Origin of the sequence: Arthrobacter sp. CAN_A6 (assembly GCF_015751715.1) — a bacterium.
Lineage (GTDB): Bacteria > Actinomycetota > Actinomycetes > Actinomycetales > Micrococcaceae > Arthrobacter_D.
Genome location: NZ_JADOUV010000001.1, coordinates 335,229 through 355,684, shown reverse-complemented (window position 1 = coordinate 355,684; position 20,456 = coordinate 335,229). Strand labels below are relative to the sequence as shown.

Here is a 20,456-nt window from a genome sequence, read left to right as displayed (position 1 = left end):
CTGCGTGCGCAAAGAAACCCTGTGGGAGATCCACGTCCGCGAGAATCCTGGACACTCGGCCCGTTATATCGAACGCTTCGAGGAACTCCGGTCCGGCGGCGCAGACCTGCACGGAGAGGCCCGCCTGATCGACGCGATGTCGAGCCGGACCAGCCGAATCCTCGACGCGGGCTGCGGTCCCGGCCGCCTCGGCGGCGAACTGGCAGGCAGGGGACACGACGTCGTCGGGGTGGACCTGGACCGTGAGCTCATCGCCGCGGCAATCCGGGATCACCCCACGGCTGCGTGGCATGTCCGCGACCTCGCACAACTCGATCTTCTCGGTGAGGGCCTCGCCCGGCCGTTCGACGTCGTCGTCTGCGCGGGCAACGTGATGGCATTCCTTGCACCGGACACAGCTGGCACCGTTCTCCTACGGTTCCGTGAGCACCTGGCATCCTCGGGCCGTGCAGTGATCGGATTCGGCAGCGAACGCGGCTACGCCTGGGACAGCTTTTTCGAGGACGCGGCGCAGGCCGGCTTCACCGTGGACGCGACGTTCTCCACCTGGGACCTGCGGCCCTGGACCGAGGACAGCGACTTCCTCGTGGCAGTCCTTTCACCCGGCGCGGGTTAGGCTGCGCGCGGCGTCCTGCACCGGAGTCGACTCCCCAGGACGTACCGGAGCTACCGCCGACCCGCGGGCCGGTCCCTGGACCAGCCCGCGTCGATGACCTGCCTAGATGGTCTGGCGGGACCGGATTCCTGCCCTGCCCATGGCGTCACGGTAGGCGGCGTGGATTTCGCTCAGCCAGAGTTCCTGGTTGGCGGGAGTGCCCTTGAAGGCGCGCTCGCCGGTGGAGCGGACTTCGTAGATCTTGAAGCCGCGCTTCTGAATGGCGCGGTTCTCGAGCTTCATGAGACGGCGGGCTGCTTTATGGGCATCGGCGCCATGGGCAACCAGAGCGGAGGCCCGCGGCACCTGCTGCAGGAAGCTGAGCAACGGCTTCACGCCGTCGGCGATCTGGTCCATGGAGAGCGCACGCTCCTTGCCCTCGGGAAGGTACCAGGGGTAGGCGTTCCATGGCATGACCTGCTCGGGAAGAATCCCGACGGCGTCATAGATGCTCGCAGCACGGATGGCGCTGGGGTCGTCGTTTTCGAACGAAACAAAGCCCGAGGGCAATTCTGCTCCCGGGCTTGAAAAGAGGCTGACGATCTTGCAGGTGTCCACGTCGTGGGCTGGATCGATGTAGGGGACACCGAAATCCGGTTTCATTTCGGCTAGGGTGTCGCAGAGCCGGTTCACGTCTTCGATGTTCGGGTCGTAGCGCCGCTCCCATTGCTGGGCCTGATATGAAGGGTCCGCCATACGTTGTACCAATTCAGCCTCCTTGCGGGCATTACCTGGAGTGGTCAAAACTTGTCCGCCTGATTCAAGCTTACGCCGACCGGGGCGTTCATTCCGCGTGTCTCCTTTTGCGCGCCGGGCTGGCGGCGATGGGAGACCGGAGAACAGGGGTCTCACCTGTAGCACGATGGCGGCGTGTCGACGGGGACACGCCGCCGTGTACGTCCTCGCACAGCGGGCGCTCTCGGTCCCTGCACGCTCGCCGTCGTCGCCGAAACCGTTGATGCGCTTCCCACCGGTAGGGCAGGCTGTGGTACCAGGGCTATGGTGCAAACGGTACTTGCATCGTTGCCCCGACCAGAAGTACCAGCTCGTCCCCGGAAAGGAGGGCGGCCACGCATGGAGGCTGTGAACGACACGGACGGAGTGCGGATCTCCTACGAGAAGACCGGGGAGGGACCGCCGATCGTCCTGGTCCATGGGTCGGGACTTTCACGCGCGATCTGGCGTGGGCTCGGTTACGTCAGGGCCTTCAAGGATCAATACCAGGTGGTCTCACTCGACCTGCGCGGCCATGGACGGAGTGATAAACCGCGGAATGAGTCAAGTTACGGCATGGGCCTTGTCACAGGCGACGTTCTTGCCGTTATGGATGCTGAAGGAATCAAGGCGGCCCATTATTTCGGTTACTCCTTCGGGGCCCGTGTCGGCTTTTCCCTGCTCGCCAACCACGCCGGCCGGATGCTGTCCTTCATCTCCGCCGGCGGGACGTATTCGTCGCCGGCCGGCCAGATAGGGTCGCTGTTCTTCCCCGGCTATGACGCCGCGTTGACCACTGGCGGCATGCAGGAATTCGTAACTCGATGGGGTGACGCCGACGGCCACGACATCGACCCCCAGACTGCCGCTGCTTTCCTCGCGAATGATGCCCTCGCGCTCCGCGCCTACTTCCGGAGCAGCGAGGCGGAACAGGGCCTCCCCGAGTCCCTTCTCGCAACACTCACCACGCGTTCACTGCTCCTGGCCGGATCGGAGGACCGGTTGCGCTGCGAGGATTCTCAGCGGGCAGCGTCCTTGATGCCGGAGGCGCAGTTCCACCTGTTGCCTGGCAGGGACCACGGGCGGACGCTTCATCCCCCCGGTCCCCTCCTGGAGCTCATCCGTCCGTTCCTGGAGTCGGGCGGCTCGTCCGGCCCTTGAGTCCGACGCAAAGGAGAAAGGATCGGCACCGAGCATTCCCGGTGCCGATCCTTTCTCGATGGGCTGGTCGGCCCTCGTCAGGGCGTGTGCGAGGGCCTCGCTTCCATTGCCTGCGGTGTCTACCCGACGACCGTCGAGTACAGTTCGGATCCGCCCAGGTACACGAACAGCAGGACGATCAGGACCAGGAGGGTGTTGTTGATTTTCCCACTCCGGTACTCGGGGTCGACCCGCTTGGAATTCAGCAGATAGAGAAGCCCGATGGAGAGCAGCGGCATGAAGATCGCACCCATGATCCCGTAGGCGAGGACAATGGCCAGCGGCCTCTCGATCAGCAGGAGCAACATCGGCGGGAAGGTCATCCAGGCAAGGTAGATCCGGAAGTAGGGATCCTGTTCGGTGATCGACTCATGCGAGCTGACTTCTTTCCGTTTTGCGTCCCGGATGATGCGGACGAAGTCGGCGAAGAGGAAGGAAACGCCGTGCCACGGCCCAAGGATCGACGTGAAGATAGCCGCCCAGATACCGATCAGGAGGGCCCAGCGCGCGGTGGAACCGAACCTGTCGCCGTAGCTGTCCGCGAGCCCCACGAGGCCTTCGTTGCCCTCGATGGTTATGCCGGACCCGAAGAGGAGTTCAGCGGCGATGATGAGGACGGAGACCGCGAAAATGGACGTGATGATGTAGGCGGAGGTGATGTCGAACCGCATCATCGGTATCCATTTCTTACCGCTCCAGCCTTTGGCGTGGATCCAGTAGGAATAGCAGGTCAGTGTGATGGTTCCGCCAACACCACCGATCACGCCCAGGATGCGCAGGAACGAGCCCTCGGGAACCGACGGCGCGAGGCTGTAGGTGACAGTTCCGAGATTCGCGAGGATGACGACGGCGGAACCGACGACGGTGATGAACATCAGCGCGACGAAAACGGTCATCGCCTTTTCGAGGACCGCATAGCGGCCGAACCAGACGAGGACGAACCCGGCGAGCGCGGACAGGATCGCCCACAACCAGAACGGAGGGCCGGGGAACATCGCGGTCAGGATCAGCGCGGATACCGCCGGTAGCGCTGCACCGTAGATCAGCCCGAAAACGACGACATAGACGCCGAAATATCCGGTGGCCACCCATCCGAGCGAATGCCATCCCTCCAGAAAGGACTTTCCTGTCGCCAGGTACCAGCGCCCGATACCCTCGGAGAGGATGAGCTTGATGGCGGCGCCTCCGATGATCGCCCACATCAGGGCCCAGCCGAAATCGGCTCCGGCGAGAGCGGACATGATGAAGTCACCGGCACCGACACCGGTCGCCGCCACGATGAGGCCGGGGCCGATGAATTTCAGTTTCTTTGCAAAGGTGGTCGGTGGCTGCTGTGAGCCCCTCGGCGCGTTATCGAGATCGTTACTCAAGACTTTTACTCTCTTTCAACCGTTGCATGGTGGTCCCCGGGTCCCCGGGTTTCGTTTCAGCGGCGAGCAGTCGCAGGCTTGTGCACCGGTTACCGCAACCAGCGGTGAATTCCCCTGCAACATCCTCCACGCCCTTGTGTGAGGTCGATCAGGGACAACGATAGGTGACGCAGGACACCATGACAATAGATGTTTTGTTACAGTACTAAAATGACCGAAGCGATGATCGAACTTGGCTGGGCCCCCGACGAACCGACGTCCAGGGGAGTGGCGAACGCAGTCAGCCGGGCGATCCGTGACGGATTTCTGCAGCCCGGAACGAAGCTGCCATCCATTCGCGCCGTCGCGTCGCAACTGGAGTTGTCGCCGACAACGATCAGCGCCGCCTGGTCGCTCCTCGCCCGATCAGGCGCCATCCACACCGACGGGCGACGCGGTACGAGGGTTGCCGACATCGGCCTCGGCTCCACCCGGTACAGCCAGACCCTGAATCGCCAAAGCCTCTTCACGCTCGACCTATCCACAGGCGTGCCCGACCGCGAGCTCCTGCCGGATCTGGAGCAGGTGCTGAAGAACCTGACGAGTGCCGTAACGCCCGGAAGCTACCTCGATCCACCGGTGGTACCGGAGCTGATCGAGGTTCTCCGGCAGGACTGGCCCTACGACGCCGAAACATTTGCGGTCGTGGACGGCGCGATGGATGCACTCGAACTGGCCACGCGGGCGTTGGTCAGGTTCGGCGACCGCGTCATCGTGGAACATCCGACGTTCCCCCTGCTGCTCGACCTGCTCGAGGCCGCGGGTGCAGAAATTGTGGGGGTTCCCATGGATGATCAGGGCATGCTTCCCGGTGCCCTTGAGCAGGCTTTGGCGACTTCGGCTGCAGCCGTGATCCTTCAACCGCGGGCACAGAACCCGACAGGGGTTTCATTGACCCCCACGCGCGCCAAGCAGTTGGCCGGGATCATCCGGGCCGCGGACGTCACCGTCGTCGAGGACGACTCGGCTGGATACGTTGCCTGGACGCCGGCGATCAGCCTGGGGCAGTGGCTGCCAGAGCGGACGCTGCACGTGCGCAGTTTCTCCAAATCACACGGCCCGGACCTACGGCTCGCGGCCATGAGCGGGCCCGCGAACATCATCAACGAGATCATCTCCCGGCGCCAGCTGGGCCAGGGCTGGACAAGCCGACTGCTGCAGCGGATCCTGCTCGGCTTGCTCACCGAAGCGCCGGCAGCTGAACATATCAGCCACGCACGCCGTGAATACCGGCGCCGTCGTGAGGCGATGGTCACCGCTCTCGCAGGGCATGGTGTCCAGGTCAACGGCGTGGACGGTATCAACATCTGGATTCCGGTCGCGGACGAGTCAGCCGCCATGGTGCGGCTCGCGAGCCAGGGCATTGGAGTAGCCCCTGGTACGCCGTTTGCCGTGCTCCCGCGGCAGCAGGGCCACATCCGGGTCACCATCGGCGCAGTCTCGGAATCGATACCTGAACTCGCGGAACTGATTGCCGGTGCAGCATTCGCCGGAAGCTGGAGCGGCGGCCGTTGATCTTATGTACTGGAACAATCTAACTGTTGTCAGGGGGTGAAACCCGACGTAGTGTGGGCACGGTCAGCTTCACCCGACGGATTGACGCGATCAATCCGGTCGAGCCAGCCACCTCGAGAGGATCCCGTGTTGAAGACAGCTACCGCCGTAACCGGAACGGACGCCGAGAACGGCGCGGAGATCCGCCGCAAGGACAGGGCACACGTCTTTCACTCCTGGTCGGCCCAGGCGCAGATCGACCCGCTACCCATTGCCGGGGCACTCGGTTCCTATTTCTGGGACTATGACGGAAACCGTTATCTTGATTTTTCGTCACAGCTGGTCAATGTGAATATCGGGCACCAGCACCCCAAACTCATCTCGGCGATCCAGGAACAGGCAGGCAAACTTGCCACGATCGCGCCGCTTTTCGCCAACGATGCCAGATCCGAAGCAGCACGGTTGATCTCGGAACTGGCTCCGGGCGATCTCAATAAGGTCTTCTTCACGAACGGCGGTGCGGAGGCGAATGAGAATGCTATCCGAATGGCACGCCTCCACACCGGCAGGGCCAAGGTGCTCGCCGCGTACCGCAGTTATCACGGGTCCACCGCCGGCGCGATAGCCCTCACCGGTGATCCGCGGCGGTGGCCCTCGGAGCCCACCATGTCCGGCGTCGTCCGCTACTGGGGGCCCTATTCATACCGGTCCGCTTTCCACGCAGCCGACGACAGCGAGGAGTGCGAGCGTGCGCTCACACACCTGCGGGACATCATCACCGTCGAAGGACCACACACCATAGCGGCAATCATTCTCGAACCCGTCGTCGGCACGAACGGCATCCTCGTTCCGCCGGAGAACTATCTTCCCGGGGTGCGGGCACTCTGCGACGAATTCGGGATCGTGTTCATCGTCGATGAGGTCATGTCAGGATTCGGCCGCTGCGGTGAGTGGTTCGCCGTCGACCGCTGGAAGGTGACACCGGACCTGATCACCTTCGCCAAGGGATCGAACTCCGGGTACGTTCCGCTTGGCGGCGTCATCATCTCGGAAGAGATTGCACGGACCTTCGATGATCGTCCGTATCCGGGTGGACTCACCTACTCCGGGCACCCCCTTGCCTGCGCTTCAGCCGTCGCCTCGATCAACATCTTCCACGAGGAAGGGATCGTCGAGAACGCCCGCGCCCTGGGACGGGATGTCATCGGACCACAGTTGAGGGCGCTGGCGGAACGCCACCCGAGCGTCGGGGAAGTCCGTGGCCTCGGCGTGTTCTGGGCACTCGAACTCGTCGTCGACCGAAAAACCCGTCAGCCCCTGGTGCCGTTCAACGCCGCCGGAGCAGCTGCAGCGCCCATGGTCGAGTTCGCCAACGCCTGCAAGAGCCGCGGCTTGTGGCCGTTCACGCACTTCAACCGCACGCACGTTGTGCCGCCCTGCACCACGACGGCCGATGAGGTTCGGGAAGGAATCGATATCCTCGACGAGGCACTCGCGGTGGCGGACAAGTACTACACCGGCTGAACCGGCACCGCCGCGGTCGCATACCTGAACAAGAAAGGCTTCCCCGATGAGCTTCACTACCCGGCCGGAACTATCCGGCACCTTCGGCATGGTTTCCTCGACCCACTGGATCCCGTCCCAGGTGGGGATGGCCATCCTCGAGCGAGGCGGGAACGCGTTCGACGCCGCAGTTGCAGCAGGTTTCACCCTCCACGTCGTCGAACCCCACCAGAACGGTCCGGCCGGGGACATGCCGCTGATTTTCGCGCGGGCCGACGACAAGAAGCCCACGGTACTTTGCGCGCAGGGCCCCGCACCTGCGGCGGCAACGCTCGAGGCTTTCGCTGATCTGGATCTCGACATGGTGCCCGGAACGGGCTTATTGGCCGCGGCCGTCCCAGGATCCGTCCTGGGATGGCTGACCTTCCTGCGGGACCATGGAACGGTCAGCCTGCATGAGGCCCTGGAGATGGCTGAAAGCTATGCGGAGAACGGCTTTCCGGCGGCCGCGAAGGTAGTCGAATACATCCGGCGCGTGGAGCCGCTCTTCCGTGAGCACTGGAAATCTTCGGCCGATGTCTACCTGCCGGGTGGCAAGGTTCCCGAGCCCGGCCAACTGCTCGTCAACAAGGCATTGGCCAGGACTTATCGTCGGCTGATGGATGCCGAGAAGCAGGTGCTCGCCGACGGCGGAACACGTTCGGACGGCATTGACGCCGCAATCCGGGAATGGACGGAAGGATTTGTGGCGCAGGCAATCGCCGAATTCGTGGACATCCCCTGCCGGGACTCCTCCGGCAAAGATCACCGCGGGCTTCTGAGCCGGGACGATCTCGCGTCCTGGCGGCCGCACTACGAGGAGCCGCAGACCCTGACATTCAAGGGACACACTGTCTGCAAGGCGGGGTTCTGGAGCCAGGGGCCGGTCTTCCTGCAGCAACTTGCCCTGTTGGACGGGCTCGAGGTCCAGCCCGGCACAGCCGACGGCATCCATAAGATCATCGAGGCGACCAAGTTGGCGTTCGCGGACCGGGATGCCTGGTACGGCGATGTCAGCGACGTACCGGGGACAACGCTGTTGTCCGCCGACTACGCGGAGCAGCGCCGTCAACTCATCGGGGAAGACGCGTCGCTGGAGATCCGGCCGGGCAGCCCGGACGGTCGAACACCGGTCCTCCCCGATCTCGAGGTGAGAACGGATTTCGACGCAGCAGGGCTCACGGGGGTGGGCGAGCCGAACGCCGTCGCGGCCCTGCTGGACTCCGGTCCCAAATCCAGCGGCGAGGCACGGACCGACACTGTCCATGTCGACGTCGTGGACCGTTGGGGCAACATGGTGTCCGCGATGCCGAGCGGCGGGTGGCTGCATTCATCGCCGATCATTCCCGAGCTCGGCTTTCCCCTGGGCACCCGGCTGCAGATGGCGTGGTTGGAGGATGGCCTGCCCAACACACTCGCCCCGGGCAAACGCCCTCGGACCACTCTCTCCCCCACCCTGGTGATGAAGGGGAGTGAACCGGTCATGGCATTCGGATCACCGGGCGGGGATCAGCAGGATCAGTGGCAGCTTCACTTCTTCCTCAACTGCATTCTGGGTGGCATGAACCTGCAGGAGGCCATTGACGCGCCGGCATTCAACAGCACGCATTTCCCGAGCTCCTTCTACCCTCACGAGCATCAGCTCGGAGTGGTTCTCATCGAGCAGCGGGTGGGGGACGACATCCTCGCCGAGCTGAGCTCCCGCGGCCACCGGGTCGGGCGGGCCGGCGACTGGGAAATCGGGCGGCTGTGCGCGGTATCCCGGGACCCCGACACCGGCATGCTGCGCGCGGGCGCAAATCCCCGCGGCATGCAGGGGTATGCGGTCGGAAGGTAGGGGAGCTCGACCACGGCGGTAACACCGGAGGCAGCGCGTCGGGCCACCGTTCGGGACGGTCAGCCGAGTGAGGACAACGCTTCCTCGATATCGGTGACCTCGGTGCGCGTGGTGTAGTCGACGTGGATGTCGACGAAGCGCACAACCCCCGAGGCATCAGCGATGAGGACAGTGGGGAATGGGATGGCTGCGGTCGAATCCGCATTGCTGTCAGCGACGTCGAACCCCAGTTCCGTATGCGCTTCGCGTGCTTCGTCGCTGGGGGCGGTGACGATGCCCAGCTGCCGCGCCAGCACGTTCCCTTCATCGGAGAGGACCGCGAACTGCAGATTCCCGCCGTCGGCCGCGGCGCTCGAGCCGTCGGGCGTCTGCGGGCTGATGGCGACGAGGGCGTCACCGCGTTGCTGGAGCAGCGGGAGCAGTTCCTGCTGGTAGGTCTTCAGCGTGATGTTGCAGTACGGGCACCAGGCCCCCCGGTAGAACACGAGGACGGTGGAGGCACTGCCGAGGGATTCGAACAGGGTGACGATCGACCCGTCGGCTGCAATCAGTTTTGCCTCGGGGAGTCGATCGCCCACCGATACTGCGTTCCCCGGAATGCCCGCCTGATTGAGCTGGAACTGCTCATGGACGAAGGCTGCCGAGAGGTCCGGGCCGATCTTCTCGGTGAAATCTCGATTGAACGATTCGATCTGTGTCGCGATGTTGCTCGTAGCCATGTGGGTAGTCCCTTGCTCGGAGGTTCAGGCGATCGTGCTTCCTGTCAGCGTAGGAGAACGGACCGGTGCAGGCGATCCGTCCGTCATGAGCGGACACAAAAGAGGGAACTGGTCCATCGCAGCTTCCACTAGCTTCGTGGCCGTCATTCCTCAGCTGCAAGAAGCCCCAGTGTCCGGTAGGGGATGACCTCGCGCAGATACATGCTTGTCGAGGTTCGGAGGATGCCTGGGCACAGCCGGATCACCTCGCTGACGCGGTACAGGTCGTCGGGACTCTTGGCCACTACCCGGCACAGCAGGTCGGTGTCGCCTGCCGGCGCATGGCATTCAAGCACTTCAGGGATATTGCGCAGCGCCTCTATTGCCTCGTTCAACTTCGACTGGTCCAGCTCGGCCGAAACAGATGCCATCACCGCCCGCCCCAGAGCGGCCGGCAGGATCCGGCTGCTGTTCGAGCGCAGCACACCGCTGCCCGTCATCCGCTCCAGCCGAGCCTGAATGGTTCCGCGGGCCAGTCCGAGCTTTTGCGCCAACACCATCACTGGAACGCGAGGGTCCTCATCGAGCGCAATGAGGATTTTCCTGTCGATTGCGTCGAGATCCCGCACATTGACTACTTCCTGCCGATACATCGTTCTGCTACTTGTCATATTGACCACCTAAGAGTGTACCTGTTGCCCGATCTGAGTCGACCCTGTCTACTGGGAGCGAAAGCTGCGATCGCCACAAGCGAAAGCGGCAGGCACCGCAGGGCAGCCCACCGGCTCATCTGACGGAACGACGCCAATAAGTGTCCGCCGATAGCCGACCGCCGAACCCCTCACCTACTCGTCATTGCAGACCGGTGAGGGGCACTCTCTAGCTCGCTGTATGCTCAAGCTGCTGCGCTGCTCCGGGTCTCGGCTTTCCTGAGATCGCTCCGAGCGCCCAGCACCACACTCGACTTTCTCTGGGGGAAACTGTGTCCACTCTTCAGGCGTATGCCGCGCAAGCATCATCTCCCTTGGCCGGCTTTCCGTCCGGTCAGCCAACCTCCCGGATCCGGGACGGCGCAGCGACGAGGATCGGCACACAGCTCCTTGGTCTCGTCGTCACGGTCCTGGCCCTTGGTGTCCAGGCGCCCATGGCCGTCGTGCTGGTCCGGCGCCGGCACGCGAAACACACGGTGCTTGCATGAGCCGGCACAAGGTCGTGCGGCGCATCACGCTCTTTCTGACCGCCGCGCTCGCCGCGCCGCTCGCGGGGTGCGCCGAAGCGCCCGACGGCGAGGTCGGCACGGTGGTTCGCGTCATCGACGGCGATACCCTCGTCATCAACTTCGACGGCGAGGACCAGCGGGTACGGCTGCTGAACGTCGATACACCGGAGACGAAACACCCGGACAAGCCCGTCGAGTGCCTCGGGCCGGAGGCAACGACGTTCCTCGAGAACCTCACGCCCGCGGGAACGAAGGTGGGGCTGGACTTCGACGTCGAACGCACCGATCAGTACGACCGCGTACTCGCCGCCGTATTCCTCGAGGACAGGACGCTCGTCAACGCCGAAGTAGCCCGTAACGGGCTGGGAGTTCCGGTCGTCTTCGAGCCGAACCGGGAGTATTTCGACGAGGTCCAGGAGGCCTACACGGAGGCCTCCGCCCAGCAGATCGGTCTTCTCGATCCTGCTGCCGAGTGCACGCTCCCCGTCCAGGCCACCCAGGCAATGGCCGACCTCGCAAAGGCCACCGAAGCCGCCGGAGCGGCGTCATCAGCGGGCGGGACCGTTGCGGCCCTTGCGGCTGCTGCGGGAGGCGTGGCGGTGGCGATTGCCTCAGCCAAGGCTCTCCGCGAGGCGATAGCTGCCGGCAGTAATACCGTTCTGTGGACAGCGCTGGGTGGAGCGTCAGCCGCAGACGATCTCACGAACAAGCTGTCGTCGGCGATCAGTTCGGGCGAAGCCTCGCTCGCGTCGACGCAGCAGGTCGTCGCCGATCGTGAATTGGCCGAGAAGGCAGCCGCGGAAGCAGCAGAGGCACAGGCAGTCATCGAGGCAGCTGCAGCAGAGGAGCAGGCACAGGCTGCCGCCGTTGCTGTCGAAGCCGAGCGTGTCCAACGGGAAGCCGATCTGCGCGCCGAGGCAGAACGCGTGGCGGCGAACCTTGCCGCCGCGGCCGACGCCGAACGCGATCGGATTGCGAATCTGCCACCCGTGCCGGCGCCGTATGTCCCGCCCGCCCCCGCACCGTACGTAGCACCCGCCCCCGCACCGTACGTTGCACCCGCACCACCCGCAGCAGACCCCTACCCGGGGTACACCGGTCCGCGCTGCTACGCGCCGGGCGGAAAAACCTATCGGCCCTGCTGACGCCGTCGTCGTCGTGCCCTTCCTGAATCGCGTGCCCAGCAATGTGTCAACCACCGGCAGAGCCGTCTTCTTTGTGCGTTCGAGCGGGAGCAGGTCCGATCCCGCCCTCGCGCGCGCCGAAGCGTTGGACTAGATTCGAAGGAACGCACCCTCGAGAAGAATGGAGCATCACCATGAAGAACAAGCTTGTTTTCACCGCAGGTATGGCTGCCGGTTACGTCCTGGGATCACGCGCAGGCCGCGGGAGCTACGAAAAGATCAAGACGAAGGCCACCGAGTTGTGGAACAACCCGACGGTCCAGGAGAAGGTTTCCAGTACCACCGAGTCGGTCAAGACCAAGGCACCCGCGATGCAGGAGAAGCTGACCGGTGCCCTGAAGCGTGACAAACCGTCGGATTCGTCCGGTAGCGGATCGGCCTCCGGGAGCCCGACAGTGCCGGTGGTGACGTCCACCGGCACCGGTGAAGGAACCAGCGGGACCGGCAGGACAACCACCGGCATAAACGGCACCGGCCCCAGCGGCGGTGACCCGGAGCAGGTCGACATCACGCCCTTCCTGAACCAGGACGACGAAACCCGCCCCACACTCTAGGGCTTGGGCAGCGGAACGGCAGGAATCGGCATTGGACGCGAAGCCGCAGCGCCTCACCGCGACCATCACGGGTGAGGTGCAGGCGGTGGGATTCCGCTACTGGGCACGCCGTTCCGCCGAGGATCTCGGCCTGACGGGGTCCGCCATCAACAATCCGGACGGCTCGGTATCGCTGGTGGCGGAGGGCCCGCCGTCGGGCCTCACCGAGCTGCTCCGCCGTATCGAAGCCGGTGAGACGCCGGGCCGCGTCGATTCTGTCGACGCGGCCATTGGAGATTCCAGTGAAAGCTCCACGGGGTTCGAGTGCCTTTGAAGCGGCGAGGCGGACCCTCCTTCTCGGAGCCTGCGTCGCGGCGTTGGGAGCCGTGAGCGGCTGCGATGCCGGAGGGCGCTCGAACGACACGCAACATCCGGCGCTCCTCGCCGCACGGCCCGGTCCGCCACCCCCGAGAAGCCCGGTTCCGCCGGGTTCGCACCCGCTCGGCGTGGAACAGCAGCGGGACTCACTCGTCTACGTGCCCGCAACACTGAGTTCCGGTGAGCCCGCGCCCCTGCTGGTTTCCCTGCACGGCGCAGGGGGTGATGCCGCTGGCGGGTCCGCGCTGCTCACTCCCCTTGCCGACCAGTACAAGGCGGTAATTCTTTCCCCGGCGTCGCGAGGGAGCACCTGGGATGCCATCCGGGACAGCTATGGCCCCGACGTCGGGGTGCTCGAGCGCTCGCTCGATGAGGTGTTCCGATCAATCGCCATCGATCCTGAACGAATCGGCATCGCCGGGTTCTCCGACGGCGCGTCCTACGCTCTGGGTCTGGGCCTGGCGAATGGCGGACTTTTCCGGCGCATTCTCGCCTTTTCGCCCGGCTTCATCCCGGTGGGCCCGCGAAGTGGGACGCCGGACGTATTCGTGTCGCACGGGGTGGATGACACCGTACTTCCCATCCGCAGCACCAGCCGCCGCATCGTCCCGGCTCTGCAGGACGATGGGTACGACGTGACGTACCGGGAGTTCGAGGGCCCGCACACAGTGCCGGCGGGCATCGTGCAGGAGGCTGCGCAGTGGCTCGACTGGAGCAGCCCCGCCGGGTGAAAACCGGCCCGCTGGAGTTTTGAATGCCTGCCCGGTCAGCGAGACGCCTTCTCGGCCTCTGCGTCCTCGAAGGCAAGGATCGCGTTGACCGAAACCGCCGTTCGGTAGGCATCCCCGGCCGCCGAGATGAGCTGCGCGCTCGGATCCGCTACGTTGCCGACCGCCCAGACGCGGTCGGCGGTCGTGCGTCCGAGGTCATCGGTGACGACGCAGCCGTCCTCCCGGAACTCGCAGCCGAGGGCCGAGATCAGTGGAGAATCCACATCGGCCTGCGGCTCGCAGAACACCGCCGCGCATTCAACCACTGTCCCGTCAGTCAGTTCGACCGACGCGAGGCCGGCGGGTCCGGAAACAAGCCGACGGACCTCCCCGTCGACGATCCGCACACCCCGCGCCTCGAGCGTGGACGCGTCGTCGGGCGGGACGACGCCGAGGGTGTGGGTGAACAGCGTTACTGCCGGAGACCATTGCCGCAGCAGCACGGCCTGCTGCAGCGACGTCTCCTCGGTGGCAAGGACGCCGAGTTCGCGGTCGCGCACCTCCCAACCATGGCAATAGGGGCACTGCAGCAGCCCCTTGCCCCAGGCTTCACGCGCGCCTTCGACATCCGGCAGGATGTCCCGCAATCCGGTGGCCAGCACCACGTGTCGGCCGCTGAGAGTGCCTCCGCCATCGAGCTCCAGGATCCAGGTTTCTGCTGCATCGCGCGCCGAACAGACCTCACCTTCCAGGAAAACCGCTCCGTAGGATTCCACTTCCTCCCGGCCGAGGCGCACCAGCTCGAGCGGCGACTCGCCATCGCGGGTCAGGAAGCCCTGGGCGGCCTCAGCCGCTGCGTTGCGGGGCTGCCGGACATTCACCACGGCTACCCGGCGCCGAGCGCGGGCCAGCACCAGCGCCGCACTCAGGCCCGCTACGCCCCCACCCACCACGACGACGTCGAACTGTTCCGCTTTCCCATCACCCATGCTTCTATCCGATCACGAAAGAACTCGATCAGTCAGCCCGATTGGCATCACCCGATGACTTGACGCGGCGCGGACTCTTGGTTCCGAGAACCTTCACGAGCGAAGCGAATCGCGCGTTGTCCTCGAGGTTGTCGATCAACACAGCTTCGCCGTCCGCATCGGCCAGCGGGATCTGCCAGTTCGGGTACTCGTCGTTGGTGCCCGGCTGGTTCTGCGTACGTCGCTCTCCCACGGCATCCGCCAGCGCCACCCCGAGGAGCACCGACGGCGATTGCGCGATCAGCGCGTGCAGCGCCTCGACCGTCTCCTGCACCGATGCTGCGCCCTTCACCGGCAGAAGTTTCCTCTTCCGAAGCAGCGACAGGAAGGTCTCCTGCACGGCCTGGTCCTCAGCCCGCTCCTCCTCGACCGGCCTGCTGAGCAGGCCCAGCTTTTCCCGCAGCGCAACATGCTCACCCGCGAGGTAACCGGCCGACGGCGGCAGGTCGTGCGTGGTCACGGTCGTCAGGCACCCCTGCCGGTACTTCTCGGGGACGATGGGGCCGTCGTCGTCCTGTTCGAACCACAGGATCGATGTCCCGAAAATACCGCGCTCCGCAAGGTACTCCTGCACGCCCGGCTCGAAGACGCCGAGGTCCTCACCCACGACGACGGCGCCCGCGCGCTCCGCCTCCAGCGCGAGGATTCCGATCAGCGCCTCGTGATCGTAGTACACGTACGCCCCACCTCCGGGCGCTGACCCCTGCGGGATCCACCAGAGCCGGAAGAGCCCGAGAATGTGGTCGATCCGGATTCCTCCGGCATGCCGGAGGATGTTGCGCAGCATGTCGCGGAAGGCCTGGTAGCCGGACTCGGCCAGCCGCTCCGGATGCCACGGCGGCTGGCTCCAATCCTGGCCGTGCTGGTTGAACATATCCGGCGGTGCTCCGACGCTGATGCCTGACGCCAGAACGTCCTGCAACGTCCAGGCGTCGGCCCCGCTGGGATGGACTCCCACGGCGAGGTCGTGCATGATGCCGATGCCCATCCCGCTTCCCGTCGCCTCCAGCTGGGCTTCCTGTAGCTGTTCGTCGCACAGCCACTGCAGCCACTCATGGAATTCGATGCGGGGTGCCAGCCGCTCGGCCTGGGCAAGCGCCTCGACACTGCCGGGCCTTCCCACTTCCGCCCATTCGGGCCCGCCGGGAGCGTAGGTCTCGGCCAGCGCCGACCACAGCGCAAAGTCCTTCAGTCCCTGTCCCTGGTGTACGAGGAACTCCTCGAAATCACTCTGCCGCTGGCGGGGACGTTCAACACGGAAGACCAGCTCGAGCGCCTCGAGTTTCGCAGCGAAAGACGCATCCCGGTCCAGGAGGTCGGCGCTCGTATTGGCCTCGGCGAAGTCCCCTGCGAGCTCGCTGATCCGGCCCCGTGCCTCGGGGTCGAGCCGCGCATACTCGGGGATGTCCTCGATCCGCAGGTACATCGGGTGGAAGAAGCGCCGCGTGGTGGGCAGGTAGGGCGACGGTTCGACCGGTGGTACCGGCTCGGCGGCGTGGAGCGGGTTGACCAGCACGAAACCGGCGCCCTTCCCGGCCGCGACCTGCGCCAGCGAACCGAGGTCACCGAGATCACCGATTCCCCAGGAACGTGCCGACCGCACCGAATAGAGCTGCACCATGAGTCCCCAGGACCGCTTGTCCGAAAGGCGCTGCGTCGTCGAGAGGCGGTCGGGCGTGATGACGAGCGCACACTGCTCCTGACGCCCATCCGCCTCGGCATGAAGAGTGTGCCAGCCGAGCGGCAGCGCATGCGGGAGCACCGCGGAAAGGCTGACGCGCCTCTCGCCGTCGACCTCCCGCTCTGCGATCGGAGAGGTGTCCACAGTGCCGCTGTAATGGATGCCGTCCTCGCCGGTCGCCCATACCCGCACCTCGGCGCCAACAGGCGCGTGCACCGGGACAGGTCCCAGCCGGCCTTCCCGAACGACGACGACGCGCGGCAGCAACCTGCGCCACGGGGCCGCCTCCAGCTCTGTAAGGGACTTTTCGACATCCTCATCGGTGCCGGCCGGCACACCGAGGGCGGTCAGTACCGCGACGAGGGTCTGGCGCTCTACCTGCTTCGGTTCGCCGTCCCACCCCAGGAAGGTGGTGCCCACCCGGTGAGCTTCGGCGAGCCGCTGAAGTGCGGTGGGCGTGCTTGCGGTGGTGGAATCAGCCATTCCTCCAATGTAGGCGGCACCCGAGCCGTACTCCACCTTTTCACGACGACGGCGGGGCAGGTTGGGCCTGCCCCGCCGTCATCATGCCTGCGAGTGCGGACTAGCCGCCGAAGAGAGCCGAGGCCCTGGTGAGCGTCTGGAACACGCCGTAGGCGAGGGGTACTCCTACGAGAGCCCAGACGGTGGCGATCCTTGCTCCGGTCATTTGGTGCCTCCACGTGCTGGTTCTTTGCTTGCGCTATTGACGGGTTCGTGGAACCTGGAGTCCACGGGCTTCACCAGGAGGTTCGCCACGAAGCCGATGATCAGGAGTCCCACCATGGTGAGGAGGGCAGGCTGGTAGGCGGCCGCGGTCAGCTCGCCGGGTGTTCCCTGGGCGTCCAGGAAGCCGTTGACGATCAGCGGTCCGGCGATGCCGGCCGCGGACCACGCGGTCAGCAGCCGCCCGTGGATGGCCCCCACCTGGTAGGTCCCGAAGAGGTCCCTCAGGTAGGCCGGTACGGTGGCGAAGCCGCCGCCGTAGAAGGAGATGATGAAGAAGGCCAGGACGACGAACAGCAGTGTGGTGCTCGCGCCGAACAGCGCAAGGATCGAGTACAGGACGGCACCCACGCCGAGATAAACCATGTAGATGCGCTTGCGGCCGATGATGTCCGATGTGGAGGACCAGACGAAGCGGCCACCCATGTTGGCGATCGACAGCAACCCCACGAATCCGCCGGCAACGGCGACAGTGACGGCAGTGGAGCCGTCGGCCCCGCGGAAGAAGTCCTGGATCATCGGGGAGGCCTGTTCGAGGATGCCGATGCCCGCGGTGACGTTGCAGAAGAGCACGATCCACACGAGCCAGAACTGCTTGGTCTTGATCGCGTTCTTGGCCGACACGTTGTCGGAAGTAACGAGGGGCTTGGACTTGAGCGTCGAAGGGTCGAACCCCTCGGGCTTCCAGTCGGCGGCCGGAACCTTGATGGTGAACGCGCCGAACAGCATGTACACCAGGTACACCGCAGCGAGGGTCAGGAAGAGCTTGGCCACGGAGTCACCGCTGGCCACCCAGCCCTCGGCGCTCGAGTTCGGGTCGTAGAAGCGCAGCAGTTGCGTGGACAGCGGGCTCGCGATCAGCGCTCCACCGCCGAATCCCATGATGGCCATGCCCGTGGCGAGCCCCGGGCGGTCCGGGAACCACTTGATGAGCGTGGAGACAGGAGAAATATAGCCGATGCCGAGACCTATGCCGCCGATGACCCCGTAACCGAGGTAGACCAGCCAGAGCTGGTTCGTGAAGATGCCGATGGCACCCACGACGAATCCGGAGGTCCAGAACAGGGCGGAGGTAGCCATCGCCTTCCGGGGGCCGTTCTTGTCCACCCAGGTGCCCATGACGGCGGCGGAGAGCCCCAGCATCACGATGGCGATGGAGAAGATGATGCCGATCTGCGTCAGGCTCGCGTCGAAGTGCTGCACCAGTGCGGTCTTGTAGACGCTCGTCGCGTACGCCTGCCCGATGCACAGGTGCACCGCGAGGGCAGCCGGCGGAATGAGCCATCGGTTGAATCCGGGGGGTGCGATCGTGTGATCGCGGTCGAGCCAACTCATAAGAACTCCTTGTTACGTCGCAGCACGGATGGCTGCCCCCGAGCCATGGTTCATGAAGGCAATTATGGGGTGCGTCACACCAAAGAGGGAATTTGCAACGCCGGACGGTAGCTCACGTGCGGTGAGCGGTAATGTGCTAGCCGCTTTTAGTCAGCTTGCTTATCGAGTTTCGCTAGACTTCTCCAATGGCGACAACCGAGCACGCACCGGACACAAAACTCAAGCGAGGCATCACCGGCCCGCTGCTCTACCTGTTCATTCTGGGGGACGTGCTGGGTGCCGGCGTCTATGCGCTGGTGGGGGTCATCTCGGCCGAAGTGGGCGGGGCACTCTGGGTGCCGCTCATGGTGGCACTGGTCCTGGCTCTGCTGACCGCCGGGTCCTACGCCGAACTGGTCACGAAATACCCGAAGGCGGGCGGTGCAGCGGTCTTCGCCGAGCGCGCCTATCATAAACCCTTCCTTTCCTTCCTCGTCGGGTTCTGCATGCTCGCAGCGGGTGTTACCAGCGCCGCGGGCCTCGCGCTGGCGTTCACCGGTGACTACCTGGGCGCGTTCATCGACGTTCCGGCCGCGCCCGCAGCCCTGGTGTTCCTCCTCCTGGTCGCACTCCTCAACGCACGCGGCATCAAGGAATCCGTGCGCAGCAATGTGGTGATGACCGTCATCGAGGTGTCCGGGCTCGTCCTCGTGATCGTCGTTGTCGGCTTCTTCCTTGCCGGAGGCGGCGGCGACGTCTCCCGCGTGACGGAATTCCCGGCGGGAGTGAGTCCGGCCGCCGCCGTGCTCGGCGCGTCGCTCATCGCGTACTACTCTTTCGTGGGCTTCGAGGTATCGGCGAACGTGGCGGAGGAGGTCCGCGACGTGAGCCGCGTCTACCCCCGCGCCCTCTTCGGCGCCCTCCTGACGGCCGGCGTCGTCTACCTGCTGATCGGCCTTGCGTCTTCCGCCGCGATGCCGGCCGAGGACCTTGCGGGATCGACATCGCCACTGCTCGACGTCGTCGCGGCCACAGGAGCGGGCGTTCCGCCGTGGCTTTTCGGCCTGATCGCGCTGGTCGCGGTGGCCAACGGTGCACTCCTGACAATGATCATGTCGAGCCGGATCACGTTCGGCATGGCCGAGCAGGGCCTTTTTCCCTCCGTCTTCGGCAAGGTCCTCCCCATTCGTCGGACCCCCTGGGTTGCGATCGTTGCAACAACAGCCGTGGCCATGATCCTGACGCTCTCGGGGGACCTCGCCTCACTGGCCCAGACAGTGGTGCTCCTTCTCCTGTTCGTCTTCCTGAGCACCAACATCGCCGTCCTCGTGCTGCGCCGCGACAAGGTGGAGCACAAGCACTTCCGCATTCCTGCGGTGGTTCCCGTCCTCGCCGTCGCTTCCTGTGTCCTCCTCCTCACCCAGCAGGGAGGCGAGATCTGGCTTCGCACCGCTATCCTGCTGGCCGTGGGACTCGCCCTGTACTTTCTTCAGAAGCTGGTGCGAGTGCGGAGGACCGGCGGAAGCGCTGCTCGAACCTAGAGCCGTCGGGATCCAGTCACTGCCAGGTGTGAGGGGCGGGCCTCCGGGTACCGGGCAGCGAGTTGTTTCCGCGCCATTCGTGGATCCAGTCGGGTAGCAGCAGGTCCGCCGGCGGTGCACCGAGAGCAGCGATGATGTCCTCGTTGCTCACCGGGCCGCTCCTTGAGACGAGACGGGTTGCAATGAAAGCTCGCGCGTAGATTTCACCGTCGCTCACCATCCGCTGCTCGAAATAGACGGCCCGTTCGTCCAGGCCGATGATGCGGGTCTCGATCGTGTACCGCTGACCGAGCTGGAGGGATTTTCTGAAGCTGATCGTCTCCCCCGCCGCCACCGGGCTCCAACCCTTGCTGCGCATGATCTTCCAGACGCCGCTCCGGACCATCAGGTCGAAGCGACCCAGATCCATCAACGAGAAATACATGCCGTTGTTCAGGTGCATCGCAATATCGATGTCCGTCAGAAGGACGCGCAGCGGTAGCGAGGAATTACCCCAGACACTGAGGCCGGGGCGCCTACGTGAACGGAGAAGCTGGAGCAGGGTGCGGAGAAGAAGGTGCATCAGCACATATTAC

20 protein-coding genes are annotated in these 20,456 nt (G+C 64.9%); 11 read left to right on the top strand and 9 right to left on the bottom strand.

Translation table 11 applies throughout. From position 1 onward, the window contains the following. Positions 1 to 4 precede the first annotated feature (4 nt). Positions 5 to 616, top strand: coding sequence for a class I SAM-dependent methyltransferase (locus IWX75_RS01780; protein ID WP_196820531.1), 612 nt, complete (start codon positions 5 to 7; stop codon positions 614 to 616). 102 nt (positions 617 to 718) lie between these two features. Here IWX75_RS01780 and IWX75_RS01775 read toward each other — a convergent pair whose 3' ends face one another. Then, positions 719 to 1,363 (bottom strand): uracil-DNA glycosylase, encoded by a 645-nt coding sequence (locus IWX75_RS01775; RefSeq protein WP_334684033.1) that lies wholly within the window; start codon positions 1,361 to 1,363, stop codon positions 719 to 721. Between the two features lie 366 nt (positions 1,364 to 1,729). On the opposite strand from IWX75_RS01775, the gene IWX75_RS01770 reads away from it, so the two are divergent. After that, on the top strand, positions 1,730 to 2,530 hold the full coding sequence (locus tag IWX75_RS01770; RefSeq protein ID WP_196820530.1) for an alpha/beta fold hydrolase: 801 nt from the start codon (positions 1,730 to 1,732) through the stop codon (positions 2,528 to 2,530). Between the two features lie 119 nt (positions 2,531 to 2,649). On the opposite strand, the gene IWX75_RS01765 is transcribed toward IWX75_RS01770, so the two are convergent. Then, positions 2,650 to 3,939, bottom strand: a complete 1,290-nt coding sequence (locus IWX75_RS01765) for an Nramp family divalent metal transporter (RefSeq protein WP_196820529.1) — start codon at positions 3,937 to 3,939, stop codon at positions 2,650 to 2,652. A gap of 210 nt (positions 3,940 to 4,149) precedes the next feature. Between IWX75_RS01765 and IWX75_RS01760 the strand changes: the two genes are divergently transcribed. The 3 genes from IWX75_RS01760 to IWX75_RS01750 all read left to right on the top strand — a co-directional run bounded on the left by IWX75_RS01760 (position 4,150) and on the right by IWX75_RS01750 (position 8,851). Next, a complete protein-coding gene (locus IWX75_RS01760; protein WP_196820528.1) occupies positions 4,150 to 5,493 on the top strand; it encodes an aminotransferase-like domain-containing protein in 1,344 nt (447 codons plus the stop codon). Between the two features lie 129 nt (positions 5,494 to 5,622). Beyond that, complete coding sequence (locus tag IWX75_RS01755; protein WP_196820527.1) at positions 5,623 to 6,996, top strand: aspartate aminotransferase family protein; 1,374 nt, start codon at positions 5,623 to 5,625, stop codon at positions 6,994 to 6,996. Positions 6,997 to 7,042: 46 nt separating this feature from the next. Further along, positions 7,043 to 8,851 carry a gamma-glutamyltransferase family protein gene (locus IWX75_RS01750; RefSeq protein WP_334684032.1) on the top strand — a complete coding sequence of 603 codons (1,809 nt, stop codon included), beginning with the start codon at positions 7,043 to 7,045 and terminating at the stop codon, positions 8,849 to 8,851. 59 nt (positions 8,852 to 8,910) lie between these two features. Here IWX75_RS01750 and IWX75_RS01745 read toward each other — a convergent pair whose 3' ends face one another. Continuing rightward, entirely contained in the window at positions 8,911 to 9,570 is a 660-nt protein-coding gene (locus tag IWX75_RS01745) for a peroxiredoxin-like family protein (protein WP_196820526.1), read from the bottom strand. Positions 9,571 to 9,713: 143 nt separating this feature from the next. Next, complete coding sequence (locus IWX75_RS01740; protein ID WP_334684031.1) at positions 9,714 to 10,220, bottom strand: Lrp/AsnC family transcriptional regulator; 507 nt, start codon at positions 10,218 to 10,220, stop codon at positions 9,714 to 9,716. A 353-nt stretch (positions 10,221 to 10,573) separates the two neighbouring features. On the opposite strand from IWX75_RS01740, the gene IWX75_RS01735 reads away from it, so the two are divergent. From IWX75_RS01735 to IWX75_RS01715, 5 genes are all read left to right on the top strand, one after another. Continuing rightward, entirely contained in the window at positions 10,574 to 10,747 is a 174-nt protein-coding gene (locus tag IWX75_RS01735; protein WP_334684030.1) for a hypothetical protein, read from the top strand. Further along, complete coding sequence (locus IWX75_RS01730; protein WP_196820524.1) at positions 10,744 to 11,913, top strand: thermonuclease family protein; 1,170 nt, start codon at positions 10,744 to 10,746, stop codon at positions 11,911 to 11,913. Before IWX75_RS01735 ends, IWX75_RS01730 begins: the two co-directional genes overlap by 4 nt. Positions 11,914 to 12,086: 173 nt before the next feature. After that, positions 12,087 to 12,506, top strand: coding sequence for a YtxH domain-containing protein (locus IWX75_RS01725; protein WP_196820523.1), 420 nt, complete (start codon positions 12,087 to 12,089; stop codon positions 12,504 to 12,506). Between the two features lie 31 nt (positions 12,507 to 12,537). Next, entirely contained in the window at positions 12,538 to 12,819 is a 282-nt protein-coding gene (locus IWX75_RS01720) for an acylphosphatase (RefSeq protein ID WP_196820522.1), read from the top strand. Further along, positions 12,788 to 13,594 (top strand): alpha/beta hydrolase, encoded by an 807-nt coding sequence (locus IWX75_RS01715; protein ID WP_196820521.1) that lies wholly within the window; start codon positions 12,788 to 12,790, stop codon positions 13,592 to 13,594. Before IWX75_RS01720 ends, IWX75_RS01715 begins: the two co-directional genes overlap by 32 nt. A gap of 35 nt (positions 13,595 to 13,629) precedes the next feature. Here the strand turns inward: IWX75_RS01715 and IWX75_RS01710 are convergent, their stop codons facing one another. From IWX75_RS01710 to IWX75_RS01700, 4 genes are all read right to left on the bottom strand, one after another. Then, positions 13,630 to 14,562 (bottom strand): NAD(P)/FAD-dependent oxidoreductase, encoded by a 933-nt coding sequence (locus IWX75_RS01710; RefSeq protein WP_196820520.1) that lies wholly within the window; start codon positions 14,560 to 14,562, stop codon positions 13,630 to 13,632. 28 nt (positions 14,563 to 14,590) lie between these two features. Further along, complete coding sequence (gene malQ, locus IWX75_RS01705) at positions 14,591 to 16,765, bottom strand: 4-alpha-glucanotransferase (protein ID WP_196820519.1); 2,175 nt, start codon at positions 16,763 to 16,765, stop codon at positions 14,591 to 14,593. A 100-nt stretch (positions 16,766 to 16,865) separates the two neighbouring features. Next, a complete protein-coding gene (locus IWX75_RS17850) occupies positions 16,866 to 16,970 on the bottom strand; it encodes an MFS transporter small subunit (RefSeq protein ID WP_442858937.1) in 105 nt (34 codons plus the stop codon). Next, entirely contained in the window at positions 16,967 to 18,361 is a 1,395-nt protein-coding gene (locus IWX75_RS01700) for an OFA family MFS transporter (protein ID WP_196820518.1), read from the bottom strand. Before IWX75_RS01700 ends, IWX75_RS17850 begins: the two co-directional genes overlap by 4 nt. Before the next feature lie 185 nt (positions 18,362 to 18,546). Between IWX75_RS01700 and IWX75_RS01695 the strand changes: the two genes are divergently transcribed. Continuing rightward, complete coding sequence (locus IWX75_RS01695; protein ID WP_196820517.1) at positions 18,547 to 19,881, top strand: APC family permease; 1,335 nt, start codon at positions 18,547 to 18,549, stop codon at positions 19,879 to 19,881. Positions 19,882 to 19,897: 16 nt separating this feature from the next. On the opposite strand, the gene IWX75_RS01690 is transcribed toward IWX75_RS01695, so the two are convergent. Further along, the gene (locus IWX75_RS01690) at positions 19,898 to 20,443 is read right to left on the bottom strand and encodes an acyl-CoA thioesterase (RefSeq protein WP_196820516.1); all 546 of its coding nucleotides are present in this window, start codon (positions 20,441 to 20,443) and stop codon (positions 19,898 to 19,900) included. Between the last annotated feature and the right edge of the window lie 13 nt (positions 20,444 to 20,456).